Source organism: Variovorax sp. P4_D9, from assembly GCF_056401695.1.
In genome coordinates this window covers 46,777-68,201 of record NZ_JBFUIU010000001.1, presented here as the reverse complement: position 1 = coordinate 68,201, position 21,425 = coordinate 46,777, and the positions used below count along the sequence as shown (strand labels likewise).

The window sequence follows — 21,425 nt, the reverse complement described above, 5'->3', positions numbered from 1 at the left end:
TATCGGGAGATCGCGCCGGCCGCGTGCGGCAGTTGCCGTGTGACAGCGTCGCGAGTGGTCCCTAGAATGAACAGATGGGGTCCGCCACGACATGGCTGATGGCACTGGTCCTCCTCGCCCATGCGGTGGGAGCGGCTGGCGCCCAAGCCGTGCCTGCCGCCGCACCCGCGTCCAATTCCGCCGGCACCGTGGTCCTGATGGAGCTCGACGGCGCCATCGGCCCCGCCGCGGTCGACCATGTGCGGCGCGGCCTTCGGCTGGCGGTCCGCGAACGGGCCCGGCTGCTCGTGATCCAGCTCGACACGCCCGGCGGGCTCGACAGCGCGATGCGGGAGATCGTCAAGGACATCCTGGCCTCGCCGATCCCGGTGGCAACCTTCGTGGCGCCCGACGGCGCCCGTGCCGCCAGCGCCGGCACCTACATCCTCTATGCCAGCCAGATCGCCGCCATGGCACCGGCCAGCAACCTGGGCGCCGCCACGCCGGTGGCGATCGGGGCGCCGACGCCGGCAGCGCCCGACGCGATGACCGCCAAGCGTCTGGCCGATGCCTCGGCCTATCTCCGCAGCCTGGCGCAGCTGCGCGGGCGCAACGCCGAATGGGGCGAGCTGGCGGTGCGCGAATCGGCCAGCCTGTCGGCATCCGAAGCGCTGCAGAAGAACGTCATCACGCTGATCGCACAGGATGTGGCCGACCTGCTGCGGCAGGTCGACGGCCGCGAGGTGCGAACCGCGCTCGGCACGCTGCGGCTGTCGACGCAGCATGCGCAGGTGCTGGTGTTCGATGCCGACTGGCGCAGCCGGCTGCTGTCGGTGATCACCGAACCGAGCCTGGCCCTGGTGCTGATGATGCTGGGCATCTACGGCCTGCTGTTCGAGTTCTCCAACCCGGGCTTCGTGCTGCCCGGCGTGGTCGGCGCGATCTGCCTCATGCTGGCGCTCTTCGGCCTGCAGATGCTGCCGGTCAACTATGCCGGGCTGGGGCTGATCTTCCTCGGCGTGGCCTTCCTCGTCGCCGAGGCCTTCCTGCCGAGTTTCGGCGCGCTCGGGATCGGCGGCGTCATTGCCTTCTCGATCGGCGCCGTGCTGCTGATCGACAACGACATCCCGGGCTTCGGCGTGCCGCTGTGGCTGGTGGCCCTTCTGGCGGTGGCCTCGGCGGCCTTCATCCTGCTGGTCGCGGGCATCGCCGCGAAGACCCGGCGGCGGCCGCCGGTGCTCGGCGTCGCGACGCTGGTCGGCGCCACCGGCGAATTGATCGAGTTCGCCGATGGCGAGGGCTGGGCCCAGATCCAGGGCGACTACTGGAAGGTCCGCGGCGCGGACGGCCTGCGGGCGGGCCGCCGCATCCGCGTGACGCGCGTGCAGGGCCTGGCCCTGCAGGTGGCGGAGGACAACACGGAGGGCCCCGCGCGGGCTTGAGACATGTTCTTCAATTTCAATTTGGTGCTGTCCGCGCTCCTGGTGCTGCTGCTGGCGATGCTGGCGGTGGCGTCGCTGCGCATCCTGCGCGAATACGAGCGCGGCGTGGTGTTCCAGCTCGGCCGCTTCTGGAAGGTCAAGGGGCCGGGGCTGGTGATCCTGGTCCCCGGCGTGCAGCAGATGGTGCGGGTGGGCCTGCGCGTGATGGTGCTGGACGTCCCGAGCCAGGACGTCATCACGCGCGACAACGTCTCGGTCAAGGTCAACGCGGTCCTCTATTTCCGGGTCGTCGATCCCGAGAAGGCGGTGATCCAGGTCGAGAAGTACTTCGAGGCCACCAGCCAGCTCGCGCAGACGACGCTGCGCGCGGTGCTCGGCAAGCACGAGCTCGACGACCTGCTGGCCGAGCGCGAGCGGCTCAACCTCGACATCCAGAAGATCCTGGCGGCCCAGACCGATCAATGGGGCATCAAGGTGACCAATGTCGAGATCAAGCATGTCGACCTCAACGACAACATGGTGCGAGCGATCGCCCGGCAGGCCGAGGCCGAGCGCGAGCGGCGGGCCAAGGTGATCCACGCCGAAGGCGAGCTGCAGGCCGCGGCCAAGCTGGCCGAGGCGGCCGAGATCCTGGGCCGCCATCCGCAGGCGCTGCAGCTTCGCTACCTCGAGACCCTGACGGTGATCGGCGCCGACAAGAACTCGACCATCGTGTTTCCGCTGCCGCTGGAACTGCTCGGGGCGCTGCTGCATCGGCTGGAGACGCATCCGCGGGCACCGGACGGCTGACGCCGGAGGGCTCCGAGCCGCCTTGTCCGGGGGGGCGGCGGGCCGTGGCAAGATCATTCGGTCACCACTGCCCGGGCCCTCGCCATGCTCATCAACTGCGTCGTCTACGAAGACGGTTCCAAGCTCGCCGACATCCCGGTCTCCGAGATCAGCAGCTACCTGTCACGGCCGGGCTGCTTCGTGTGGGTGGCGCTGCACGAGGCCACGCTCGCGGAGCTTGCCGAACTGCAGCGCGAGTTCGGCCTGCACCCGCTGGCGGTCGAGGATGCCCAGCATGGCCACCAGCGGCCGAAGGTCGAGGAATACGCCGATTCGCTGTTCGCGGTGATGCATCTGCTGGAACCCGGCGGGCCGGGCGGGGCCGAATCGGAGGTCGGCGAGGTCGACGTCTTCGTCGGCCGAAATTACGTCGTCTCGGTGCGCAGCCGCAGCCAGCACGGATTCGTCGAGGTCCGCGAGCGCTGCGAGCGCGAACCCGAACTGCTGCGGCAGGGACCGGGCTTCGTGCTGTACGCGCTGATGGACGCGGTGGTCGACCGCTACTTCCCGGTGATCGACGCGCTCGAGGTCGAGCTCGAGACCATCGAGATGCGGATCTTCACCAAGGGGGCCGCCCGCGAAAGCATCCAGCGCCTGTACGACCTGAAGCGGCGGCTCACGGTGCTCAAACACGCGGTCGCGCCGCTGCTGGAAGGTGCCGGCAAGCTGCATGGCGGCCGGGTGCCGCAGCTGTGCGCCGGGTCGCAGGAGTATTTTCGCGACGTGGTCGACCACCTGGACCGCATCAATGCATCGGTCGATGCCAGCCGGGACACCATCGGCACGGCCATCAGCGTCAACCTCTCGATGGTCACGATCGAGGATGGCGAAGTCACCAAGCGGCTGGCCGCGTGGGCCGCGATCTTCGCCGTCTGCACCGCGTTCGCCGGCATCTGGGGCATGAACTTTCAGCACATGCCCGAGCTGCAGTGGCGCTTCGGCTATCCGGCTGCCCTGCTCCTGATCGCGGCGATCTCGGGCTATCTCTACCACCGCTTCCGCCGCGCCGGCTGGGTTTGAAGCCGAGGCGCTCAGCGCGGCGCTGCCGGCACGAACACCAGCCGTCCGTCGGGCCCGCGCTGGCAGCGGCCGTCGACGATTTCGCCGCGGCGCCCGGTCAACTGCAGCCCGCTGCCCTCGGGCCGGCCTTCGCAGGCCGAGCTGAATTCGGGCGGCGGCGGCCGGCCTTCGTGCGGATGGGGTGGCGGCGGGGGCGGCATCACGCAGCCCTGCAGCAGGGCGGCCAGGGCCAGCAGGGCTGCGGTGGGGATCGTCTCGTTGTTCGGCATGCCGGCGATGGTGGCAGCCGATTTGAGAGGAACGTGGGAGCGCGCGTCAGGCTTCCGGCTCCTCGAATGCGAAGCCGACGCCGTACACCGAGCGGATGGTGTCGTAGGCCGGCGCCGCGGCGGCCAGCTTGCGGCGTAGGTTCTTGATGTGGCTGTCGATCGCGCGCTCGGTCACGTCGGCCGTGTCCTCGTAGGCCAGGTCCAGCAGCTGCGCACGCGAGAAGATTCGCCCCGGCTGCCGCGAAAGCGCCTGGAGCAGGCGGAACTCGAGCCGAGTCAGGTTGAGCGCGACACCGTCGAAGCTGGCGCGCCACTGCGTGTCGTCGAGCTGCAGGCGCCGGGCCGCCGAGGTCGTCGCACCGGCGCCCGCGCTGCGGCGCAGGACGGCGCGCACCCGCGCCACGACTTCGCGCGGCGAGAAGGGCTTGCAGATGTAGTCGTCGGCACCGAACTCCAGGCCGAGCAGGCGGTCGACCTCCTCGATGCGCGCGGTGAGCATGATCACCGGCTGGTTGCTTTTCAGGCGGGCGCGCCGCAGCACCTCCATGCCATCCAGCCGCGGCAGCATGATGTCGAGCAGCGTGAGATCGGGCGGCTCTTGCAGCATCCGCTCGAGCGCGCGCTCGCCATCGGCGACCCGCTCGGCTTGGTAGCCGGCGTGCTGCAGGTAGTCGACCAGCACCGACGCGATGTCGTCCTCGTCCTCGACGACCAGGATTCGATTCATAGGAAGCTCCTCATGGCAACGGCTCGGTGTGCGTCAGTGGCAGCGTCAGCACGATACGCAAGCCCCCCAGCGGCGAGGCCGCTGCCTCCATGGTGCCGCCGTGCGCCTCGACCGTCGCGCGGCAGATCGCCAGCCCGAGTCCGGAGCCGCCCAGGGCCCGGTTGCGAGAGGCTTCGCCGCGGAACAGCCGCTCGAACAGCCGCGGCAGCTCGGCGGCCGCGACGCCGGGCGCGCTGTCGTCGAATCGAAGCTCCAGCCGCTCGCCGTCCGCCGGGCCCTCGATGCGCGCGCTGATGCAGAGGCGGCCGCCGGTGTCGGTGTAGCACAGCGTGTTTTCGAGCAGGTTCATGAAGACCAGGTGCAGGCGGCGCGGATCGCCCCGCAGCGCGGGCCGTCGCCGAGCCGACAACTGTTCCAGCTCGGTGGCATCGATGGCGATGCCTCGCTGCGCGAAGCGCTCGCGCGTCAGGGCCAGCGCCTCCTCGAGCAGGGCCAGCGGGTCGGTCGCGACGAGGGGTGCCGGGGCGTCGGCGCGCTCGTGCATGCTGCTGCGCAGGTCGTCGACCAGCTGGCTCAGGCGCATCACCTGGCGGTGCAGGCGCAGCGCGGTCTTGTCGTCGAAGCGGCGCACACCGTCCTGCAACGCCTCGATCTCGGCCCGCATCGCGGCCAGCGGCGTTCGCAGCTCGTGGGCGACGTCGGCCAGCCAGGCCCGGCGCGAGGACTCGATGCCGTCGAGGCGTTCGGCCATGCCGTTGAAGGTGCGGCCGAGCAAGGCCAGCTCGTCCTGTCCGCGCACCGGCACGCGGGCGTCCAGGCGACCTTGCGCGATGCGTTCGGCGCCCTGCGTCAGTGCCTCGATCGGGGCGAACCAGCGCCGCGCCAGCAGCCACGAAAGTAGCAGCGCGATCGCCAGGCCCGCGATGCCGGTCCAGACCACAAAGCCAGATTGGCGGGCGACGAAGGCGCGGTCGGCCTCGGTCTCGAGGCCTTCGAGCGGCGCCAGCAGCAGCACGCCGATGACGTGATCGCCGTCGCGCAAGGGCAGCCGGGCCGCAGTGGCGGGGTCGACCCGGGCGCCGGCGATCCAGTGGTCGGCGGCGTCGACCAGACCGAGCCGCTGGTAGACCGAGTCCGGCCGGTTGCGAGGGTCCCGCATCGGGCCCGGCGGCGGCAGCGGCAGAGTCGGGCGCGGCGGCAGCAGCTCGGGCGGCGATGGCCGCGGGCCGCCCGGGTTGGCGAAGGGCGGGCTGTCCTGCCATGGCGGCGGGCGGAAGTCTTCGGGCGGCCAGGACGGGATGGTGCGCATGCCGCCGCCCTCGGGGCCGGGGGGCGGCATCTTGCTGTGAGGCGGGCCCTGGCCCCGGAAGGGCTCCATCTGCAGGCGGAACCAGGCCTCCTCGTCGTTGCGCAAGGCGTCCCAGCTGCCCTCGGCGGCGTGGTTCTTCTTCAGGATTTCGGCGAACCAGTCCATGCGCCGGAGCTCCACCTCGGCCACGTAAGGGCCGAGTCCGCGCTGCAGGCCGAGCCACGAGAAGCCCGTGAAGATCAGCAGCAGCGCTAGCAGCAGCACGGCGAGCGCGAGGAATATCTTTCGGAAGAGCGTCAGTCGAGGCATGGCGGAGAAGGGCGAGCCGCATTTTGCGGCATGGCCCAGGGTCAACAGACCCTAGACGGCGATCGAGATCGCGATGTTGGCGCTGTAGCCGTTGGTCGCGTCGCCGCTGAAGTCCACCATCTCGAGGGAAGTGCCGTCGCTGAAGACGTTGTCGGTGGCGAAGCTGATCGCATTGAGATTGGCGACGCTCTGCGAATAGCCTGCCGTGCTGCCATAGATGGTGCGCAGGGTGTCGGTCGGAAAGGCGAGCTGCGTGGTCCTGAGCTTGCTGCCGGCCGATGTGGCCGTCGACAGGCTGCGGTAGATCTCCAGGTGCATGTGAGGCATGCGGCCGGCATAGCAGCCGGGCACCACCGTGAGGAAGCGCACGCTGCCGTTGGCGTCGGTTTCCTGCACGCCCCGCAGGTGGTTGTCGGCCAGGCTCTGCGTGGTGTAGACGGAATAGGTGCCTTCGCGGGTGCAGTGCCACAGGTAGATCGCATAGCCCGCCAGCGGCGCGCACTCCGACTGCGTGTTGGTCAGCGTGATCGAGAGGGTCAGCGGAGCGCCCGCCACCTGGGCGCTGCTTCCGATGTTGGTGCGGATGTCCGAACGCACGATGCCGGCGAGTGCCAGCACGTTGTAGTTGTTGTTGCTGGCCGTCGAGCCATCCGCGGGGTAGGGGCCGGCTGTTTCTTCGGGCACCACCTGGCAGCTGCTGCTGGCGGAGGTCGTGGCTGCCGTCGTGTCGGCCGCCGTGGCGCTGTTGGTGGCAGTGGTGGCAGTGGTGGCGCTCGTCGCCTGGGCCGTCGACAGCGTCGACGCGCTGGTTGTGCCGGCAGAGCCTCCGCCGCCGCATCCGGCCAGCGTCAGCAGGCCCAGCGAGCCGAGTGCGCCGAGCGCCTGACGGCGGCCGGGTGCGGGCATCGGGAATAGGGGGGTGTACGTTTGTGGGCTCGACATGTGTGTTTTCTCCGGCGCGGAATCCGCGCGGCTGCGACTGTGCGCCACGATCTGGGAGAAATCGTGTGCAGTCAGAGGCCCTGGACGCGCGGGGCGCCGGCGGCCTTGCGTTCGAGCGGCAGCCGGAGCGTGATGCCGAGGCTGCCGAGCGGCGACGGCGCGGCATAGATCCGCCCGCGGTGATCGCTCATGATCTGCTCGCAGAGCGCGACGCTCGCGATGGCGTCGAGATCGCCGCGCCAGCGCGGACTGCGGGCGGCGGCGGCATCGAAGCAGCGCGCCAGGCGCGGCTCGTCGAGGCCAGGGGCGGAATCGATGAAATTGACGACGGCATGGGAGCCGTCGATGCGGCCGAGCACCTGCAGCGTGCTGCCGGCATGCATCGCGCGGCAGGCCAGCTCGACGATGCGGGACAGTACCTCCTGCATGCCCGAGAGGTCGAGCACCACCGGCAGCGCGTCGGCCGGCAGCCTCAACTCGAGGGCCATGCCGGCCGCCTGCAGCCGGCCGCGCAGCGACTCCGACATCTGGTGCAGCAGCTGGCGGATGTCGGTGCGGCTGCGCGGCCCGGCGACATGCGCCAGGCGCGCGATGGCCGGTTGGGCGGCGGCGGCCCGTGGTCGAAACAGGCGCCAAGGGGCGCAGAGCAGCAGAGCAAGGAGGAGGGCGATGCAGGCGGGGATGGGGTTCATCGGAATGGAATTCAGTTGCGATGCCGCGCATTAATCCCTGGCTGAGGCGCTGGCGCAATAACATCGGCACGCCGCGCCGGGCCTTCAAGATGTCTCCGCATTCGGGGTGCAGCATGCGGTTCGGGGTCGGTGCCGCTCGTACCATCGTGGCTTCGTTTCCGTTCGCCGAGGCCTTCCATGTCCCTGCCCCATGCCCTCCTGATCCGCAACGTTCGCCCCCTGGGCAAGGCGCCGGTCGACCTGCTCGTGCGCGACGGCCGGATCGCGGCGGTCGGCGCCGCCCTGGCGGCGCCGGAGCAAGTCGAGCTGGAGGACGGTGGCGGCGCCTTGCTGCTGCCGGGGCTGGTCGAAGGCCATACCCATCTCGACAAGACCTTGTGGGGCATGGACTGGTACCGCAACGAGGTCGGCACCCGCCTGGTCGACAAGATCGACAACGAGCGTGCCTTCCGCCACGCCAGCGGCCACGACGCGGCCAGCCAGTCGCTGGCGCTGGCGCGGGCCTTCCTGGCCCGGGGCACGACGCGGCTGCGGACCCATGTCGACATCGATACCCAGGCCGGGCTGCGCCACCTCGAAGGCGTGGCCCGCACGCGCAGCGCGCTGCAGGCGCTGCAGCAGATCCAGATCGTTGCCTTCCCGCAGTCTGGCCTGCTGCAGCGGCCCGGCACCGCGGCGCTGCTCGAGCAGGCGATGGCCGAGGGCGCCGACGTGCTCGGCGGGCTCGACCCCTGCGCGATCGACGGCGACCCGGTGCGCTCGCTCGACACGCTCTTCGGCATCGCCGAGCGCCGCGGCTGCAGCCTCGACATCCACCTGCACGAGCCCGGCGCGATGGGCGCCTTCTCGCTCGGTCTGATCATGGACCGCGTCGTTGCGCTCGGCATGCAGGGCAAGGTCGCGATCAGCCACGGCTTCTGCCTCGGCGACCTGCCGCCGTCCGAGCRCGACCCGTTGATCGCCCGCATGGCGCAACTCGGCATGGTGCTGATCACCAGCGCACCGGCGTCCCGCAGCGTGCCGCCGTTGATGGCCTGTCGGCAGGCGGGCCTTACGGTGCTGGGCGGCAACGACGGCATCCGCGACACTTGGTCGCCCTACGGCAACCCCGACATGCTCGAGCGCGCGATGCTGATCGGCCTGCGCTATAACCTCCGCCGCGACGACGAACTCGATGTCGCGCTCGACTGCGTCACCCATGCCGGCGCCCGCGGCTGCGGCTTCGCGGCCTACGGCCTGGCGCCCGGCGACCGCGCTGACCTGGTGCTGGTCGACGCCCGGACCGTCGCCGAGGCCATCGTGGCGCGCCCGGTGCGCCGACTGGTGGTGGCCGGTGGCCGCATCGTGGCGCGCGACGGTGCGTTGACCTGATCGCGCTGTCGGCCCAGGCCTGGGATACAGCGAGGCGATGCAAGTGCTTACAAATTTGGCCCTAGTACGAAAGGTGGAATCTGGGTGATCTYCCGGGCAGAATCCCCGCCCAGATGAAATTACGGACCCCCTTCTTGGTAACACCTTGCTCTCCCTGGCGTCGCCCGCCGCATTCGGCCAATCGACGGACGTTCAGGATTCGTCCGGTTCGGGGTGGTGGGAAGCAGTCATCGGACCCTTCGCGGTCCATTTCAGCAATGAGGACGAGCACAAGCACGTCTACCTGCTGGGCATCGAGCGCAATCGGCAGGACGGCTGGATCTGGGGCTTCTAGGCGTTCCGCAACTCGTTCGGCCAGCCCTCCGCCTACGCCTATTACGGCTATCGCTGGGACGGCCTGTTCGGCAACGCCGCGATCTACGCCAAGCTGTCGGCCGGCATCCTCTACGGCTACAAGGACGAGTACGAGACAAGGTGCCGTGCACCACAACGGCTTCGGCATCGGATCGGCTGGCGGCTGACCAAGGACGACGCCTTGCAGGTCGGGACGCTCGGGACCGCCGGACTCATGTTCACCTACAACCGCAAGTTCTGAGACCGGGTCCCGGCGCGAGGGGCAGCGGATAATCCCCCGATGCGAATCCGCTTCACCAAGATGCAAGGCGCCGGCAACGACTTCGTCGTTCTGGACGAAACCCGCGCGCCGCTCGGCCTCGACGCCGCGCAGTACCGCTTCCTGGCCGACCGACATTTCGGCGTCGGCGCCGACCAGGTCCTGTCGGTGCGGCCGTCGCCGGCCGAAGGCATCGACTTCCAGTACGTGATCCACAACGCCGACGGTGGCGAGGTCGAGCAATGCGGCAACGGCGCGCGCTGCTTCATGCGTTTCGTGCGCGAGCGCGGATTGACGCCCAAGGAAGCGGTGCGCGTGCAGACGCTGTCCGGCGTGATCGAGCCGCGGATGGGGGCCGACGGCCGGGTCACGGTCGACATGGGCGCCCCGATCTTCGAGTCGGCCCGCRTGCCCTTCGACACTGCAGGGCTCGACCCGCAGCCCGAAGGCGGCTGGCACACCTGGCACCTGGCGCTCGATACCCATGCCGGCAGTGCCATCGTCGCCGTGGCCGTGCTGTCGATGGGCAATCCGCACGCCGTGCAGATCGTCGCCGACGTCGATACCGCGCCGGTCGCGGCCCAGGGCCCGCTGATCCAGCACCATCCCCGTTTTCCGCAGCGCGTGAATGCCGGCTTCATGCAGGTGGTCGACCGCTCCCGGGTGCGCCTGCGTGTTTTCGAGCGCGGCGCCGGCGAGACGCTGGCCTGCGGCACTGGCGCCTGCGCGGCGGTGGTGGCCGGCATCCGGCTCGGCCTGCTCGATGCCCGGGTCGACGTCCAGACCCACGGCGGACTGCTCACCATCGAATGGGCCGGCGACGGCGCCCCGGTGCTGATGACCGGACCAGCGGTCACCGTATTCGAGGGCGACATCGAGGTGCCGGACCCGTCATGACCCCCCTCAACTCCAATCCCATGAATCCGATCACCGAAGACGACATCGCCAACTACCTCGCGAACACGCCCGACTTCTTCGAGCGTCACGCCCAGTTGCTCGGCCAGGTGCAGCTGACCAGCCCGCACGGCAACCGCGCCGTGAGCCTGCAGGAGCGCCAGGCCGAGATGCTGCGCGAGAAGATCAAGGCGCTCGAGCATCGCGTGATGGACATGGTTCGCCACGGCACCGAGAACGCCGTCACGGCCGACCGGTTGCAGCGCTGGGCCCGCGGCCTGCTGACGACCCGCGACCCGCGCGGGCTGCCGGCGCAGATCGCCGGCCAGTTGCAGACCCTGTTCCTGGTCCCGCAGACCGCCATCAAGGTCTGGGACTGCGACAGCGCGTACCAGGGCGAGTCCTACGCCCAGTGGGTCAGCGACGACGTCAAGGCGCTCGCCACCTCGCTGACCGCACCGTACTGCGGCCTCAACTCCGGCTTCGAGGCCGCCAGTTGGCTGGCCGAGCCGCAGGCGGCGGTGTCGATTTCGCTGATCCCGCTGCGGCCCGAGCCCGAGGCGCCGGCCTTCGGCCTGCTGGTGCTGGCCTCGCCCGATGCGCAGCGCTTCAACGCCGAGATGGGCACCGACTTCCTGGAGCGCATCGCCGAGCTGGCCTCGGGCGCGCTGTCGCGCCTGCGGCCTTGAACCGGCATCTGCGGCGCGGCGCCCTGGGCGCGCTGGCGATCTTGCTGGCGGGCTACGCGGCGATCCACCTGATGGTCTGGCGGCATGCGCTCGCGCGTCTCGCCGAGCCGCCGCAGCGTCCCGCCGACGCCGCGCTGGTCCTCGGCAACCGGGCATACAAGGATGGCCGGCCGAACCCCTGCCTGACCGGCCGGGTCGATGCCGGGCTGGCGCTGGCGAAGGCCGGCACGGTTCGCCAGCTGGTGTTCACCGGGGGCATCGACCGCGAGGACGGCCGCATCGAGGCCGAAGTGATGGAACAGCATGCGCGCCGTGCCGGCTACACCGGTGCGCTGCTGCTGGAGCCGGTGTCGCAGACGACCCGCGAGAACCTGTCGATGTCGCGCGCCGTGCTGCAGGCCGCGGGCATCCACAGCGTGGTGATCGTGACCGAGCCCTATCACCTGTGGCGGGCCGAACGGCTGGCGCGCGCCACCGGGTTCGATCGCCTGTTCGATGTCCAGTTCGCCGCGGCGCCGAGCAGCTGCTGGCAGACCTGGGGCATGGCCTTCAAAGGCGCGTTGCGCGAGCCCTTGGCGATCGTCAACAATGCCGCCAATGGCTATTTCTAGCGCACGGGACTCCATGCTCAGTCCGCAGGTGATCGAGAAGTACCTCGAGCATTTGCGGGTCGAGCGCCGGCTGGCGGCGCGCACGCTCGATCTGTATGCCATCCACCTGGCGACGCTGGCGCAGAACGCTGCCGCAGCCGGGTTGGCGCTCGATCAGGTGCAGACCGCCCATGTGCGGCGCTGGATGGCCCAGCTGCACGGCGCCGGCCGCGAGTCGCGCGGCATTGCGCTGGTGCTGTCGTGCTGGCGCAGCTTCTACCGCTGGCTCGGCAATGAAGGGCGGGTCGGATCGAATCCGGTGCAGGATGTCCATGCACCGAAGGCCGCCCGGCCGCTGCCCAAGGCGCTGGCGGTCGACGAAGCGGTGCAGCTGGCCGACCTGCACGACGCCGAAGCCGAGCCTTGGGACGAAGCGCGCGATCGCGCGATCGTCGAGCTGCTCTACGGCTGCGGCCTGCGCGTCGGCGAGCTGATCGGACTCGACGTCCGCGCCAGCAGCACCGCGCGGGGCTGGATCGACCTCGATGCCGCCGAGGCCCATGTGCTCGGCAAGGGCAGCAAGCGCCGCATCGTGCCGGTGGGCAGCAAGGCGCTCGAGGCGCTGCGGGCCTGGCTGGCGCTGCGCGACGACTGCCCCGCGCTCGAGGCCGCCCGCCTGCGCGACCCCGGCAGCGCCGCGGCCCTCTTCATCGGCCGCAACGGCACCCGCTTCTCGGCCCATTCGGTCTGGAAGCAGCTGCGCGAGCGCAGCCTCAAGGCCGGCTTGACCGCGGCGGTGCATCCGCACATGTTGCGCCACTCCTTCGCAAGCCACCTGCTGCAGTCCAGCAGCGACCTGCGCGCGGTCCAGGAACTGCTGGGCCATGCCAGCATTTCCACCACCCAGATCTACACGCGGCTGGATTTCCAGCACCTCGCCAAGGCCTACGACGCCGCACATCCGCGCGCCCGGGCCCGCGACGAGGGTCCGCCGCCGGTCGGCGACACGCTGCGCAAGAACAAGAACAAGAACAAGAACAGGAACCCATGAAGCTTCTCCGTCTCCGCTCCGGCAAGGAGCGCTCGCTGCTGCGCCGCCACCCCTGGGTGTTCGAGTCCGCCATCGCCAAGGGCGGCGGCGATGCCGGCGAAACCGTGCGCATCGAGGCCGAGGACGGCTGCTTCCTGGCCTGGGCCGCCTACAGCCCGCACTCGAAGATCCGGGCCCGCGCCTGGAGCTTCGACGAAGCGCAGCGTATCGACGCCGCCTTCCTGGCGGCACGGGTCGCCCAGGCGGTGCGGGCCCGCCTGCTGTTCGACCTGCAGAGCGATGGCGTGCGCCTGGTGCACGGCGAGGCCGACGGCCTGCCGGGCCTGATCGTCGACCGCTATGGCGACACGCTGGTGGCGCAGTTCCTGTCGGCCGGCGTGGAGCGCTGGAAGGCACCGCTGGTCGACGCGCTGCTTGCCGCCACCGGCCTCGACAAGCTCTACGAGCGCTCCGACGCCAGCGGCCGCGAGCGCGAGGGGCTGAAGCCGGTCACCGGCTGGCTGCGCGGCAGCGGCCCGACCGAGCTGCGGATCCGCGAGCACGACTGGCAGCTGGGCCTGGACATCGCGACCGGCCACAAGACCGGCTTCTACCTCGACCAGCGCGACAGCCGCCGGCGCTTCGCGGAACTGGCGGCGCGGCGGCGTTTCCGCCGGGTGCTGAACTGCTTCTGCTACAGCGGCGGCTTCACGGTCGCCGCCCTGGCCGGCCTGAAGGCGGCGGGCGCGGTCGAGGGCGCCGAGCTGATCTCGATCGATTCCTCCCTCCCGGCGCTGGAGCGCGCGCGGGCCAACGTGGCGCTCAACGGTTTCGGCGATGCCCGCACCGAATTCCTCGATGCCGACGTCAACGCCACCCTGCGCCGCTACGTCGACGAGGGCCGGCAGTTCGACGCGATCGTGCTCGATCCGCCGAAGTTCGCGCCGACCGTGGCCCACGCCGAGCGCGCCGCGCGCGCCTACAAGGACCTCAACCGGCAGGCCTTCAAGCTGCTGGCGCCGGGCGGCCATCTGCTGACCTTCTCGTGCTCGGGCGGCATCGGCGCCGACCTGTTCCACAAGATCGTGGCCTCGGCCGGCATCGATGCCGGGGTCGACGGCTACATCACCGAGCGCCTGGGCGCCGCGCCCGACCATCCGATGACCATCGAGTTCCCCGAAGGCGAGTACTTGAAAGGCCTGGTGGTGGTGCGCAAGTAGGCTTTGTCCCTGCGGCGGCGGGGCCGGGCGGCCGTCGCTAAACTTCCGGCCTTCCCCTGTTTTCCCCGTTCCCCTCGTTTCCCCGTTCCCCTCGTTTCCCCGGAGCATCCCCATGGCCCTCATCCCCGCGACCATCCTCACCGGCTTCCTCGGCTCCGGCAAGACCACCCTGCTCAAGCGCATCCTGAGCGAGGCCCATGGCCAGAAGATCGCCGTGATCGAGAACGAGTTCGGCGAGGAGAACATCGACAACGACATCCTGGTCACCGAGTCGAAGGAGCAGATCGTCCAGATGAGCAATGGCTGCATCTGCTGCACCATCCGCGAAGACCTGCGCGAGGCGCTGCAGTTGCTGGCGGCCAAGAAGCGCAAGGGCCTGCTCGACTTCGATCGCGTGGTGATCGAGACCACCGGCCTGGCCGATCCGGGCCCGGTGGCCCAGACCTTCTTCATGGACGACGAGATCGCCGAGAGCTACCTGCTCGACTCGATCCTGACCCTGGTCGATGCCAAACACGCCCCGCAGCAGCTCAACGACCGCCAGGAGGCGCGCCGCCAGGTCGGCTTTGCCGACCAGATCTTCATCAGCAAGAGCGACCTGGTCGCCGAGGAGGAGACCGAGGCGCTGATCCATCGGCTCAAGCACATGAATCCGCGCGCGCCGCAGCAGAAGGTGCACTTCGGCGATGTGCCGATCAAGGACGTGTTCGACCTGCGCGGTTTCAACCTCAACGCCAAGCTGGACATCGACCCTGATTTCCTCAAGGAGGAAGAAGCGCACGACCGCGACCATGACCACGCGGATGGCGAGCATTGCGACCATCCCTCGCATGCGAACGAGGGACATGGCCACCACCACCATCATGACGACGATGTCAAGAGCTTCGTCTACCGCTCCGACCGGGCTTTCGATCCGGCCCGGCTGGAAGACTTCCTGGGCGCGATCGTCAACATCTACGGCCCGCGGATGCTGCGCTACAAGGGCGTGCTGCACATGCAGGGCACCGAGCGCAAGGTGATCTTCCAGGGCGTGCACCAACTGATGGGCAGCGACCTCGGCCCGGCCTGGGGCGCCGACGAAAAGCGCACTAGCCGCATGGTGTTCATCGGCATCGACCTGCCGCGCGAGATCCTCGAACAGGGTCTGGACCAGTGTCTGGTCTAGGCGGCCGCCGGGCCGCTCCCAAGGCGGCCTGCGGCCCCCTCGGGGGCAGCGACCACACGAAGTGAGGGAGCGTGAGGGCCAGTGTGAAACCCCCGATGCGCCAGCGGCGGCGCTTCGGGACCGATCTCTCTATACAATCGCGCGCCTGTTCCGGAGGCTGCGATTGACCTTCTTTGACCAAGTGTGACTTCCGGCATAGGGCCGGGCGCGTTTCGGGGCCGAATTCGGGGGTATAACCCCGGGGTTCGCCATCGGCGAGCCCCCATGATCTGAATGCGCGTCCGAGTCCATCGAAGGAGCCAGTCACCGTGAAGAAACCCGCCGCCAACGCCAAGCCTGCGTCGAAGCCTGCCGTCAAGAAGACGGAGGCTGCCAAGCAGGCTGTGCCCGCGGCGAAGAAGGTTTCCGCCAAGCATGCCGCGCCGTCCCCGTCTCCCGCCCGGAGCACGGCCTCTACGGCGGCCGCGAGCACCTCCTCCTCCAAACCGGCCGGCCCCCCCGCCGYGCCACCTGCACCATCGAGTCCCATGAAAAAAACGGCCGCAGCCTCCACCACCTCCGCCCCGGCGGCACCCGCAACGACCGCCGCGCCCGCCCGCGGCGGCCGCGTGTCGCGGCTGTCCCAGCTCACGGTCCCCTCCATGCCGCAATCCGTGGCCTCCACGGCGGCCAAGTCCAGCTTCGTCCAGATCACCTCGAACGCGCTGGTGCCGCCGCCGCCGATCGCGGTCAAGAAGGATCCCAAGCTGGTCAACAACTGGAAGACCAAATCGGCCGAGGAACTGACCGACGCCGAAGTGATCGCCATGCCGGATGCCGAGTACATGAACGAGAAGCAGATGGCGTTCTTCCGCCTCAAGCTGCAGGAACTCAAGCGCGGCATCCTCGAGAACGCCGGCGAGACCACCGAACACCTGCGCGAGGACACCGTGGTTGTGCCCGACCCGGCCGACCGCGCCACCATCGAGGAAGAGCACGCGCTCGAACTGCGCACCCGTGATCGCGAGCGCAAGCTGCTGAAGAAGATCGAGCAATCGATCCAGCGCATCGATGCCGGCGACTACGGCTATTGCGACGAGACCGGCGAGCCGATCGGCGTCGGCCGCCTGTTGGCCCGCCCGACCGCCACGCTGTCGCTCGAAGCGCAGCAGCGCCGCGAACTCAAGCAGAAGATGTTCGGCGACTAATCGCTGGCCGCCAGACGGAGACGCTGCGCATGGCCAAGGAAGAAACCGGTCGCTTGCTGTCGAAGGTGGCGAAGTTCGTTCGCAATCCCCTGAAGGATTGGTCCGAGCTCGACACCGACGAGTCGTCGACGCTCGAAAACGGCTACAGCCGTGAAATGCTCAAGGAGATGATCGAGCGGCGGCAGCGCAACGACTTCGTGCGCCGCCGCGAGTTCGACATGCTGCGCAAGTTGCGCCAGCGCGAGGCCGCCGGCGGGCGCGACCCCGCGGCGACGCCGTCTTCCTTCAATGTCAGCAGCACCTCCGGCAAATCGGAGGGCAGGGCGCTCACGCTCAAGAAGATCGATGAGATCGAAGAGCAGATGTCCCAGCAATGGTGGAAGGGCCGCGACCCCCGCGCCGCGCCGGCCGCCGACGGTGCGTCCGCCGACGGCTCGCAGATGGCCGCGCAGCACGCGCGCGCCTATGCCGACACCGTGCCCGGCGTGCCGGGGGTCCAGGGCATGCAGGTCCAGTTGCCGGCGCATGACGGCAGCATCGAGGAAGCCGCGATCCGCTACGCCCACGGCGACGATGCGGGCGCCGAGGCGATCCTGCTGCAGGCGCTGGCGCCCGACAGCCCGGCCGCCGAACACGACGACACCTGGCGGACGCTGCTCGATCTCTACCGCGCCGTCGGCGATGCCGAGAAGTTCGTGGCCGCCAGCACCCGCTATGCGCAGCGCATGAAACAGGCGGCGCCCGAGTGGATGTCGTTCCGTGCCCTGGCGAATTCGGCCCGCGTCTCGAGCGTCGGCCCGTCCGAGCCGCCACCGGTCGCGGCCAGCGATGCCGACTGGGCCAGCCCGCCGCGGCTCTCGCGCCAGGGCCTGATCGGCCTGACGCGCGCGCTCGGCGCCGCGGGCCCCTCCTGGCGGCTCGACTGGAGCGCGCTCGATGCCATCGAGCCCGACGCCGCCGGTCCGCTGCGGGCCTTGTTCACCCATTGGGCCGATTCCACGGTGCAACTGCGTTTTCGTGCCGCCGACCGTCTGCTGCTGGTGCTCGCCGAAGCCACGCCGGCAAACGAACGCGGCGTCGACGCGGTCTGGTGGCAACTGCATATGGCGGCCTTGCGCATGATGCATCGGGCCGACGAATTCGAATTGCTGGCGCTCAATTACTGCATCACCTACGAGGTGTCGCCGCCGCCCTGGGAAGATCCCAAGGGCAACTATGGGTCGCTGGACGCCTTTCCGGCGGCGAAGCCTGCCGCCATGGGGAACTCGGCCGATGCCGACCGCCCGGCGCCGGCCGCGGCGAGCGCGGGCCCCAGCCTTCTGGTCGGCGACCTAGTCGGGGAATCGCTCTCGACCTGGCAGCGTCTCGATGCCGAACTGGCCGATTCGACGGCGCCCACCGTGTCTTGCGCAGCCCTGGTGCGGATCGATTTTGCCGCCGCCGGAACCCTGCTCAACTGGGTCACGGACCACCACGCACGCGGCCAGAAGATCCAGTTCGTCGACGCCCACCGCTTGGTGGCGGCTTTCTTCGAAGTCATCGGCATCGGCGACCACGCCTCGATCGCGCTCAGAAAAGACTGACTTCGGCGGCTGCCGGGGTTGAGATCCGGGCTTTTGCCCTGAAGTTGCTTCGATGGAACAATTTCACGGAACCACGATCGTCAGCGTCCGGCGCAAGGTGGCCGGGGCCGCCGACCAGGTCGCCATCGGTGGCGATGGCCAGGTCACGCTCGGCAATATCGTCATCAAAGGCACGGCGCGCAAAGTGCGCCGGCTCTACCACGGCAAGGTGCTGGCCGGCTTCGCGGGCGCGACCGCTGACGCCTTCACGCTGTTCGAGCGTTTCGAGGCCAAGCTCGAAAAGCACCAGGGACACCTGGCCCGGGCGGCGATCGAGCTGACCAAGGACTGGCGCACCGACCGCGTGCTGCGCCGCCTCGAGGCCATGCTGGCGGTGGCCGACGCCACCACCTCGCTGATCATCACCGGCAATGGCGACGTGCTGGAGCCTGAGAACGGCATCATCGCGATCGGATCCGGCGGCGCCTACGCGCAGGCCGCGGCCAAGGCGCTGATCGACAACTCCGAGTTGCCGGCCGAGCAGATCGTGAAAAAAGCGCTCGAGATCGCCGCCGATCTCTGCATTTACACCAACATGCACCACACGATCGAGACCCTCTGAGAAGCGCGAGCCCCTCCATGTCCATGACCCCCCAGGAAATCGTTTCCGAGCTCGACCGCCACATCGTCGGGCAGCCTCAGGCCAAGCGCTCGGTCGCGATCGCGCTGCGCAATCGCTGGCGCCGCCAGCAGGTCGAGGAAAAGCTGCGCGCCGAGATCACCCCCAAGAACATCCTCATGATCGGCCCCACTGGGGTCGGCAAGACCGAGATCGCGCGCCGGCTGGCACGGCTGGCCGATGCGCCCTTCATCAAGGTGGAAGCGACGAAATTTACCGAGGTCGGCTACGTCGGCAAGGACGTCGATTCGATCATTCGCGACCTCGCCGAGATCGCGATCAAGCAGACACGCGAGGCCGAGAGCGCGAAGGTCCACATGCGGGCCGAGGACGCGGCCGAGGAACGCATCCTCGACGTCCTGCTGCCGCCCGCGCGGCTGCCGGATCGTGCAGCGAGCGACACTCCCAGTCCGACCCGCCAGGCCTTCCGCAAGAAGCTGCGCGAGCACGAACTCGACGACAAGGAAATCGAGATCGACCTGGCCGAGACCCGCCTGCCGCTCGAGATCATGGGCCCGGCCGGCATGGAGGAAATGACCGAGCAGCTGCGCGGCATGTTCGGCCAGCTCGGCCAGGCCAAGCGCAAGACGCGCAAGCTCAAGATCGCCGAGGCGATGCGCCTCTTGATCGACGAGGAAGCCGCCAAGCTTGTCAATGAGGACGAGATCCGCTCCCAGGCGATCCACAATGCCGAGCAGAACGGCATCGTCTTCATCGACGAGATCGACAAGGTCGCGACCCGCAACGAGGCCCAGGGCGCCGATGTCTCGCGCCAGGGCGTGCAACGCGACCTGCTGCCGCTGGTCGAGGGCACCGCGGTCAGCACCAAGTACGGCGTGGTGCGCACCGACCACATCCTGTTCATCGCCAGTGGCGCCTTCCACCTGAGCAAGCCGAGCGACCTGATCCCCGAACTGCAGGGCCGCTTCCCGATCCGGGTCGAGCTGCAATCGCTGTCGGTGGCCGATTTCGAAAGTATCCTGACCCAGACCCAGGCCTCGCTGGTGAAGCAGTACCAGGCCCTGCTGGCGACCGAGGGTGTTACGCTCGAGTTCACCCCCGAGGCCATCACGCGGCTCGCGAGCATCGCCTTCGATGTCAATGAGCGCACCGAGAACATCGGYGCCCGCCGGTTGTCGACCGTGATGGAGCGGCTGCTCGACGAAGTGAGCTTCGATGCCGCCAGGCTGGACGGACAATCGGTGCACATCGATGCCGCCTATGTCGACCAGCGACTTCAGGCACTAAGTCACGACGAAGACCTCTCTCGCTTCATCTTGTAGCGGGCGCTCACACGGGCTGCGGTTCACGCATCACATTCAGTGCGTGAGCTAAGTGCTTCATTTGCAACGGAATTCGGTGTTTTTGCGGTTGCGAAAACACCGCTAAGTCCTTGATTCCATTACAAAAAATACCCCCGAGGCATGGTTGCGCAGTAGGTGTTTCCTGCTACAGTGCAAAAAAGTGCAGTTAAGTGGGAAAAAGTGTCGAACAAGGCCTGATTTGGGTCTCGCGGCAACTCCCACCACCGGGGTCTCGTGGTCGTGTTTCAAGGCGCTTCATCGCTCAGTCTGGATGCCAAGGGGCGGCTCTCCGTGCCGACCCGGCACCGTGACGTCCTGAGCGCGACCGCCGCCGGCCAACTCACGATCACCAAGCACCCGCATGGCTGCCTGATGGTGTTCCCGCGTCCCGAATGGGAGAAGTTCCGCGAGCGCATCGCCGCGCTGCCGATGTCGGCGCAATGGTGGAAGCGGGTCTTCCTCGGCAACGCGATGGATGTCGAGATGGACGGCACCGGCCGTGTGCTGGTCTCGCCCGAGCTGCGCGCCGCGGCCGGCATCTCGCGCGATGCCCTGCTGCTGGGCATGGGCAACCACTTCGAGCTCTGGGACAAGGCAACCTACGAGGCCAAGGAAGCCGAGGCCACGCAGGGGCAGATGCCGGATGTCTTCCAGGACTTTTCGTTCTGAGGCGCGCAGTGGAACAGCCATGGACCCATACGACCGTCTTGTTGAATGAGGCGGTGGAGGCGTTGATTCCGGATGCATCGCATGCCGTGGGCACCTACGTGGATGCGACATTCGGACGCGGCGGCCATTCCCGCGCCATCCTGGACAGGCTGGGGCCGACGGGCCGGCTGATCGCGTTCGATAAGGACGCGGAAGCGGTGGCCGAAGCAGCGCGCATCGAGGATGCGCGTTTTTCCATTCGGCACCAGGGTTTCCGGGACCTCGGAGAGCTGCCACCGCGGAGCGTGGCCGGCCTGCTGATGGACCTCGGCATCAGCTCTCCCCAGATCGACAACCCCGCACGGGGTTTTTCTTTTCGTTTCGACGGACCGCTCGACATGCGCATGGACACCACGCGCGGCGAGAGCGTCTCCGAGTGGCTGGCGACAGCCGAGCAGAAACAGATTGCGGAGGTGATTCGTGACTATGGCGAAGAACGGTTTGCTGTTCAGATTGCAAAGGCGATTGTTGCTCGCCGACAAGAACGGGGCCCAGTTTCAACCACCGCCGAGCTGGCCGAGCTCGTGGCTGGCACGGTCAAAACCCGCGAGCCGGGCCAGAACCCTGCAACGCGCACATTTCAGGCTTTTCGGATTTTCATCAATGCCGAGCTTGAAGAGCTGCAACAGGCGCTAGAGGCCAGCCTGACCGTGCTGCAGCCGCAGGGCCGACTCGCGGTGATCAGCTTCCATTCGCTGGAAGACCGCATCGTGAAGCAATTCATCGCCCGGCATTCGAAGGAGGTCTACGACCGCCGCGCGCCCTTTGCCGCGCCGAAGGCGATGAAGCTCAAGGCGCTGGCGCGCATCAAGCCCTCGAAGGCCGARGTCGAAGGCAATCCGCGCGCGCGCAGTGCGATCCTGCGCGTGGCGGAACGCACCAGCGAGGGCCTCTGA

General features: G+C 68.7%; 22 protein-coding genes. 17 read left to right on the top strand and 5 right to left on the bottom strand.

Annotated elements, in window-relative coordinates; translation table 11 throughout:
• Positions 1-98: 98 nt before the first annotated feature.
• From AC1DY5_RS00330 to AC1DY5_RS00320, 3 genes are all read left to right on the top strand, one after another.
• Positions 99-1,421 (top strand): NfeD family protein, encoded by a 1,323-nt coding sequence (locus AC1DY5_RS00330; protein ID WP_478107224.1) that lies wholly within the window; start codon positions 99-101, stop codon positions 1,419-1,421.
• A 57-nt stretch (positions 1,422-1,478) separates the two neighbouring features.
• A complete protein-coding gene (locus AC1DY5_RS00325; RefSeq protein ID WP_478107242.1) occupies positions 1,479-2,210 on the top strand; it encodes a slipin family protein in 732 nt (243 codons plus the stop codon).
• Between the two features lie 84 nt (positions 2,211-2,294).
• Complete coding sequence (locus AC1DY5_RS00320; protein WP_478107222.1) at positions 2,295-3,269, top strand: magnesium and cobalt transport protein CorA; 975 nt, start codon at positions 2,295-2,297, stop codon at positions 3,267-3,269.
• Between the two features lie 11 nt (positions 3,270-3,280).
• Here the strand turns inward: AC1DY5_RS00320 and AC1DY5_RS00315 are convergent, their stop codons facing one another.
• The 5 genes from AC1DY5_RS00315 to AC1DY5_RS00295 form a co-directional block, all read right to left on the bottom strand.
• The gene (locus tag AC1DY5_RS00315; RefSeq protein WP_478107220.1) at positions 3,281-3,538 is read right to left on the bottom strand and encodes a hypothetical protein; all 258 of its coding nucleotides are present in this window, start codon (positions 3,536-3,538) and stop codon (positions 3,281-3,283) included.
• A gap of 46 nt (positions 3,539-3,584) precedes the next feature.
• Entirely contained in the window at positions 3,585-4,265 is a 681-nt protein-coding gene (locus AC1DY5_RS00310; RefSeq protein WP_478107218.1) for a response regulator, read from the bottom strand.
• A gap of 10 nt (positions 4,266-4,275) precedes the next feature.
• Positions 4,276-5,883 (bottom strand): ATP-binding protein, encoded by a 1,608-nt coding sequence (locus tag AC1DY5_RS00305; protein WP_478107216.1) that lies wholly within the window; start codon positions 5,881-5,883, stop codon positions 4,276-4,278.
• A gap of 51 nt (positions 5,884-5,934) precedes the next feature.
• Positions 5,935-6,825 (bottom strand): dioxygenase family protein, encoded by an 891-nt coding sequence (locus AC1DY5_RS00300; protein ID WP_478107214.1) that lies wholly within the window; start codon positions 6,823-6,825, stop codon positions 5,935-5,937.
• Between the two features lie 71 nt (positions 6,826-6,896).
• The gene (locus tag AC1DY5_RS00295) at positions 6,897-7,517 is read right to left on the bottom strand and encodes a hypothetical protein (protein ID WP_478107212.1); all 621 of its coding nucleotides are present in this window, start codon (positions 7,515-7,517) and stop codon (positions 6,897-6,899) included.
• 177 nt (positions 7,518-7,694) lie between these two features.
• On the opposite strand from AC1DY5_RS00295, the gene AC1DY5_RS00290 reads away from it, so the two are divergent.
• The 14 genes from AC1DY5_RS00290 to rsmH all read left to right on the top strand — a co-directional run bounded on the left by AC1DY5_RS00290 (position 7,695) and on the right by rsmH (position 21,425).
• Positions 7,695-8,888, top strand: coding sequence for an amidohydrolase family protein (locus AC1DY5_RS00290; protein WP_478107210.1), 1,194 nt, complete (start codon positions 7,695-7,697; stop codon positions 8,886-8,888).
• Positions 8,889-9,033: 145 nt separating this feature from the next.
• Positions 9,034-9,222: a hypothetical protein gene (locus tag AC1DY5_RS00285; protein WP_478107208.1), complete on the top strand. Its 189-nt coding sequence runs from the start codon at positions 9,034-9,036 to the stop codon at positions 9,220-9,222.
• Positions 9,223-9,522: 300 nt separating this feature from the next.
• On the top strand, positions 9,523-10,398 hold the full coding sequence (gene dapF / locus AC1DY5_RS00280; RefSeq protein WP_478107206.1) for a diaminopimelate epimerase: 876 nt from the start codon (positions 9,523-9,525) through the stop codon (positions 10,396-10,398).
• A 20-nt stretch (positions 10,399-10,418) separates the two neighbouring features.
• Complete coding sequence (locus AC1DY5_RS00275) at positions 10,419-11,084, top strand: DUF484 family protein (protein WP_478107204.1); 666 nt, start codon at positions 10,419-10,421, stop codon at positions 11,082-11,084.
• Positions 11,081-11,695: a YdcF family protein gene (locus AC1DY5_RS00270; protein WP_478107202.1), complete on the top strand. Its 615-nt coding sequence runs from the start codon at positions 11,081-11,083 to the stop codon at positions 11,693-11,695. The genes AC1DY5_RS00275 and AC1DY5_RS00270 overlap by 4 nt, the downstream gene beginning before the upstream one ends.
• Positions 11,682-12,725: a tyrosine-type recombinase/integrase gene (locus AC1DY5_RS00265; protein ID WP_478107200.1), complete on the top strand. Its 1,044-nt coding sequence runs from the start codon at positions 11,682-11,684 to the stop codon at positions 12,723-12,725. The genes AC1DY5_RS00270 and AC1DY5_RS00265 overlap by 14 nt, the downstream gene beginning before the upstream one ends.
• A complete protein-coding gene (locus tag AC1DY5_RS00260; protein WP_478107197.1) occupies positions 12,722-13,924 on the top strand; it encodes a class I SAM-dependent rRNA methyltransferase in 1,203 nt (400 codons plus the stop codon). Before AC1DY5_RS00265 ends, AC1DY5_RS00260 begins: the two co-directional genes overlap by 4 nt.
• Before the next feature lie 112 nt (positions 13,925-14,036).
• Positions 14,037-15,089, top strand: coding sequence for a CobW family GTP-binding protein (locus AC1DY5_RS00255; RefSeq protein ID WP_478107195.1), 1,053 nt, complete (start codon positions 14,037-14,039; stop codon positions 15,087-15,089).
• 383 nt (positions 15,090-15,472) lie between these two features.
• Entirely contained in the window at positions 15,473-16,276 is an 804-nt protein-coding gene (gene dksA, locus AC1DY5_RS00250) for an RNA polymerase-binding protein DksA (protein WP_478107240.1), read from the top strand.
• A gap of 29 nt (positions 16,277-16,305) precedes the next feature.
• Positions 16,306-17,859, top strand: coding sequence for an STAS domain-containing protein (locus tag AC1DY5_RS00245; RefSeq protein WP_478107193.1), 1,554 nt, complete (start codon positions 16,306-16,308; stop codon positions 17,857-17,859).
• Positions 17,860-17,911: 52 nt separating this feature from the next.
• The gene (gene hslV, locus AC1DY5_RS00240; protein ID WP_478107191.1) at positions 17,912-18,460 is read left to right on the top strand and encodes an ATP-dependent protease subunit HslV; all 549 of its coding nucleotides are present in this window, start codon (positions 17,912-17,914) and stop codon (positions 18,458-18,460) included.
• 17 nt (positions 18,461-18,477) lie between these two features.
• Complete coding sequence (hslU, locus tag AC1DY5_RS00235) at positions 18,478-19,800, top strand: ATP-dependent protease ATPase subunit HslU (RefSeq protein WP_478107189.1); 1,323 nt, start codon at positions 18,478-18,480, stop codon at positions 19,798-19,800.
• Positions 19,801-20,061: 261 nt separating this feature from the next.
• On the top strand, positions 20,062-20,490 hold the full coding sequence (gene mraZ, locus AC1DY5_RS00230) for a division/cell wall cluster transcriptional repressor MraZ (RefSeq protein WP_478107238.1): 429 nt from the start codon (positions 20,062-20,064) through the stop codon (positions 20,488-20,490).
• A gap of 8 nt (positions 20,491-20,498) precedes the next feature.
• Positions 20,499-21,425, top strand: a complete 927-nt coding sequence (gene rsmH / locus AC1DY5_RS00225) for a 16S rRNA (cytosine(1402)-N(4))-methyltransferase RsmH (protein WP_478107187.1) — start codon at positions 20,499-20,501, stop codon at positions 21,423-21,425.

Bases quoted from the DNA above. Each gene is read 5' to 3' on its own strand.
- AC1DY5_RS00330 (WP_478107224.1), top strand. From the start codon at position 99: ATGGCACTGGTCCTCCTCGCCCATGCGGTGGGAGCGGCTGGCGCCCAA.
- AC1DY5_RS00325 (WP_478107242.1), top strand. From the start codon at position 1,479: ATGCTGGCGGTGGCGTCGCTGCGCATCCTGCGCGAATACGAGCGCGGC.
- AC1DY5_RS00320 (WP_478107222.1), top strand. From the start codon at position 2,295: ATGCTCATCAACTGCGTCGTCTACGAAGACGGTTCCAAGCTCGCCGAC.
- AC1DY5_RS00315 (WP_478107220.1), bottom strand. From the start codon at position 3,538: ATGCCGAACAACGAGACGATCCCCACCGCAGCCCTGCTGGCCCTGGCC.
- AC1DY5_RS00310 (WP_478107218.1), bottom strand. From the start codon at position 4,265: ATGAATCGAATCCTGGTCGTCGAGGACGAGGACGACATCGCGTCGGTG.
- AC1DY5_RS00305 (WP_478107216.1), bottom strand. From the start codon at position 5,883: ATGCCTCGACTGACGCTCTTCCGAAAGATATTCCTCGCGCTCGCCGTG.
- AC1DY5_RS00300 (WP_478107214.1), bottom strand. From the start codon at position 6,825: ATGTCGAGCCCACAAACGTACACCCCCCTATTCCCGATGCCCGCACCC.
- AC1DY5_RS00295 (WP_478107212.1), bottom strand. From the start codon at position 7,517: ATGAACCCCATCCCCGCCTGCATCGCCCTCCTCCTTGCTCTGCTGCTC.
- AC1DY5_RS00275 (WP_478107204.1), top strand. From the start codon at position 10,419: ATGAATCCGATCACCGAAGACGACATCGCCAACTACCTCGCGAACACG.
- AC1DY5_RS00265 (WP_478107200.1), top strand. From the start codon at position 11,682: ATGGCTATTTCTAGCGCACGGGACTCCATGCTCAGTCCGCAGGTGATC.
- AC1DY5_RS00260 (WP_478107197.1), top strand. From the start codon at position 12,722: ATGAAGCTTCTCCGTCTCCGCTCCGGCAAGGAGCGCTCGCTGCTGCGC.
- AC1DY5_RS00255 (WP_478107195.1), top strand. From the start codon at position 14,037: ATGGCCCTCATCCCCGCGACCATCCTCACCGGCTTCCTCGGCTCCGGC.
- AC1DY5_RS00245 (WP_478107193.1), top strand. From the start codon at position 16,306: ATGGCCAAGGAAGAAACCGGTCGCTTGCTGTCGAAGGTGGCGAAGTTC.
- hslV (WP_478107191.1), top strand. From the start codon at position 17,912: ATGGAACAATTTCACGGAACCACGATCGTCAGCGTCCGGCGCAAGGTG.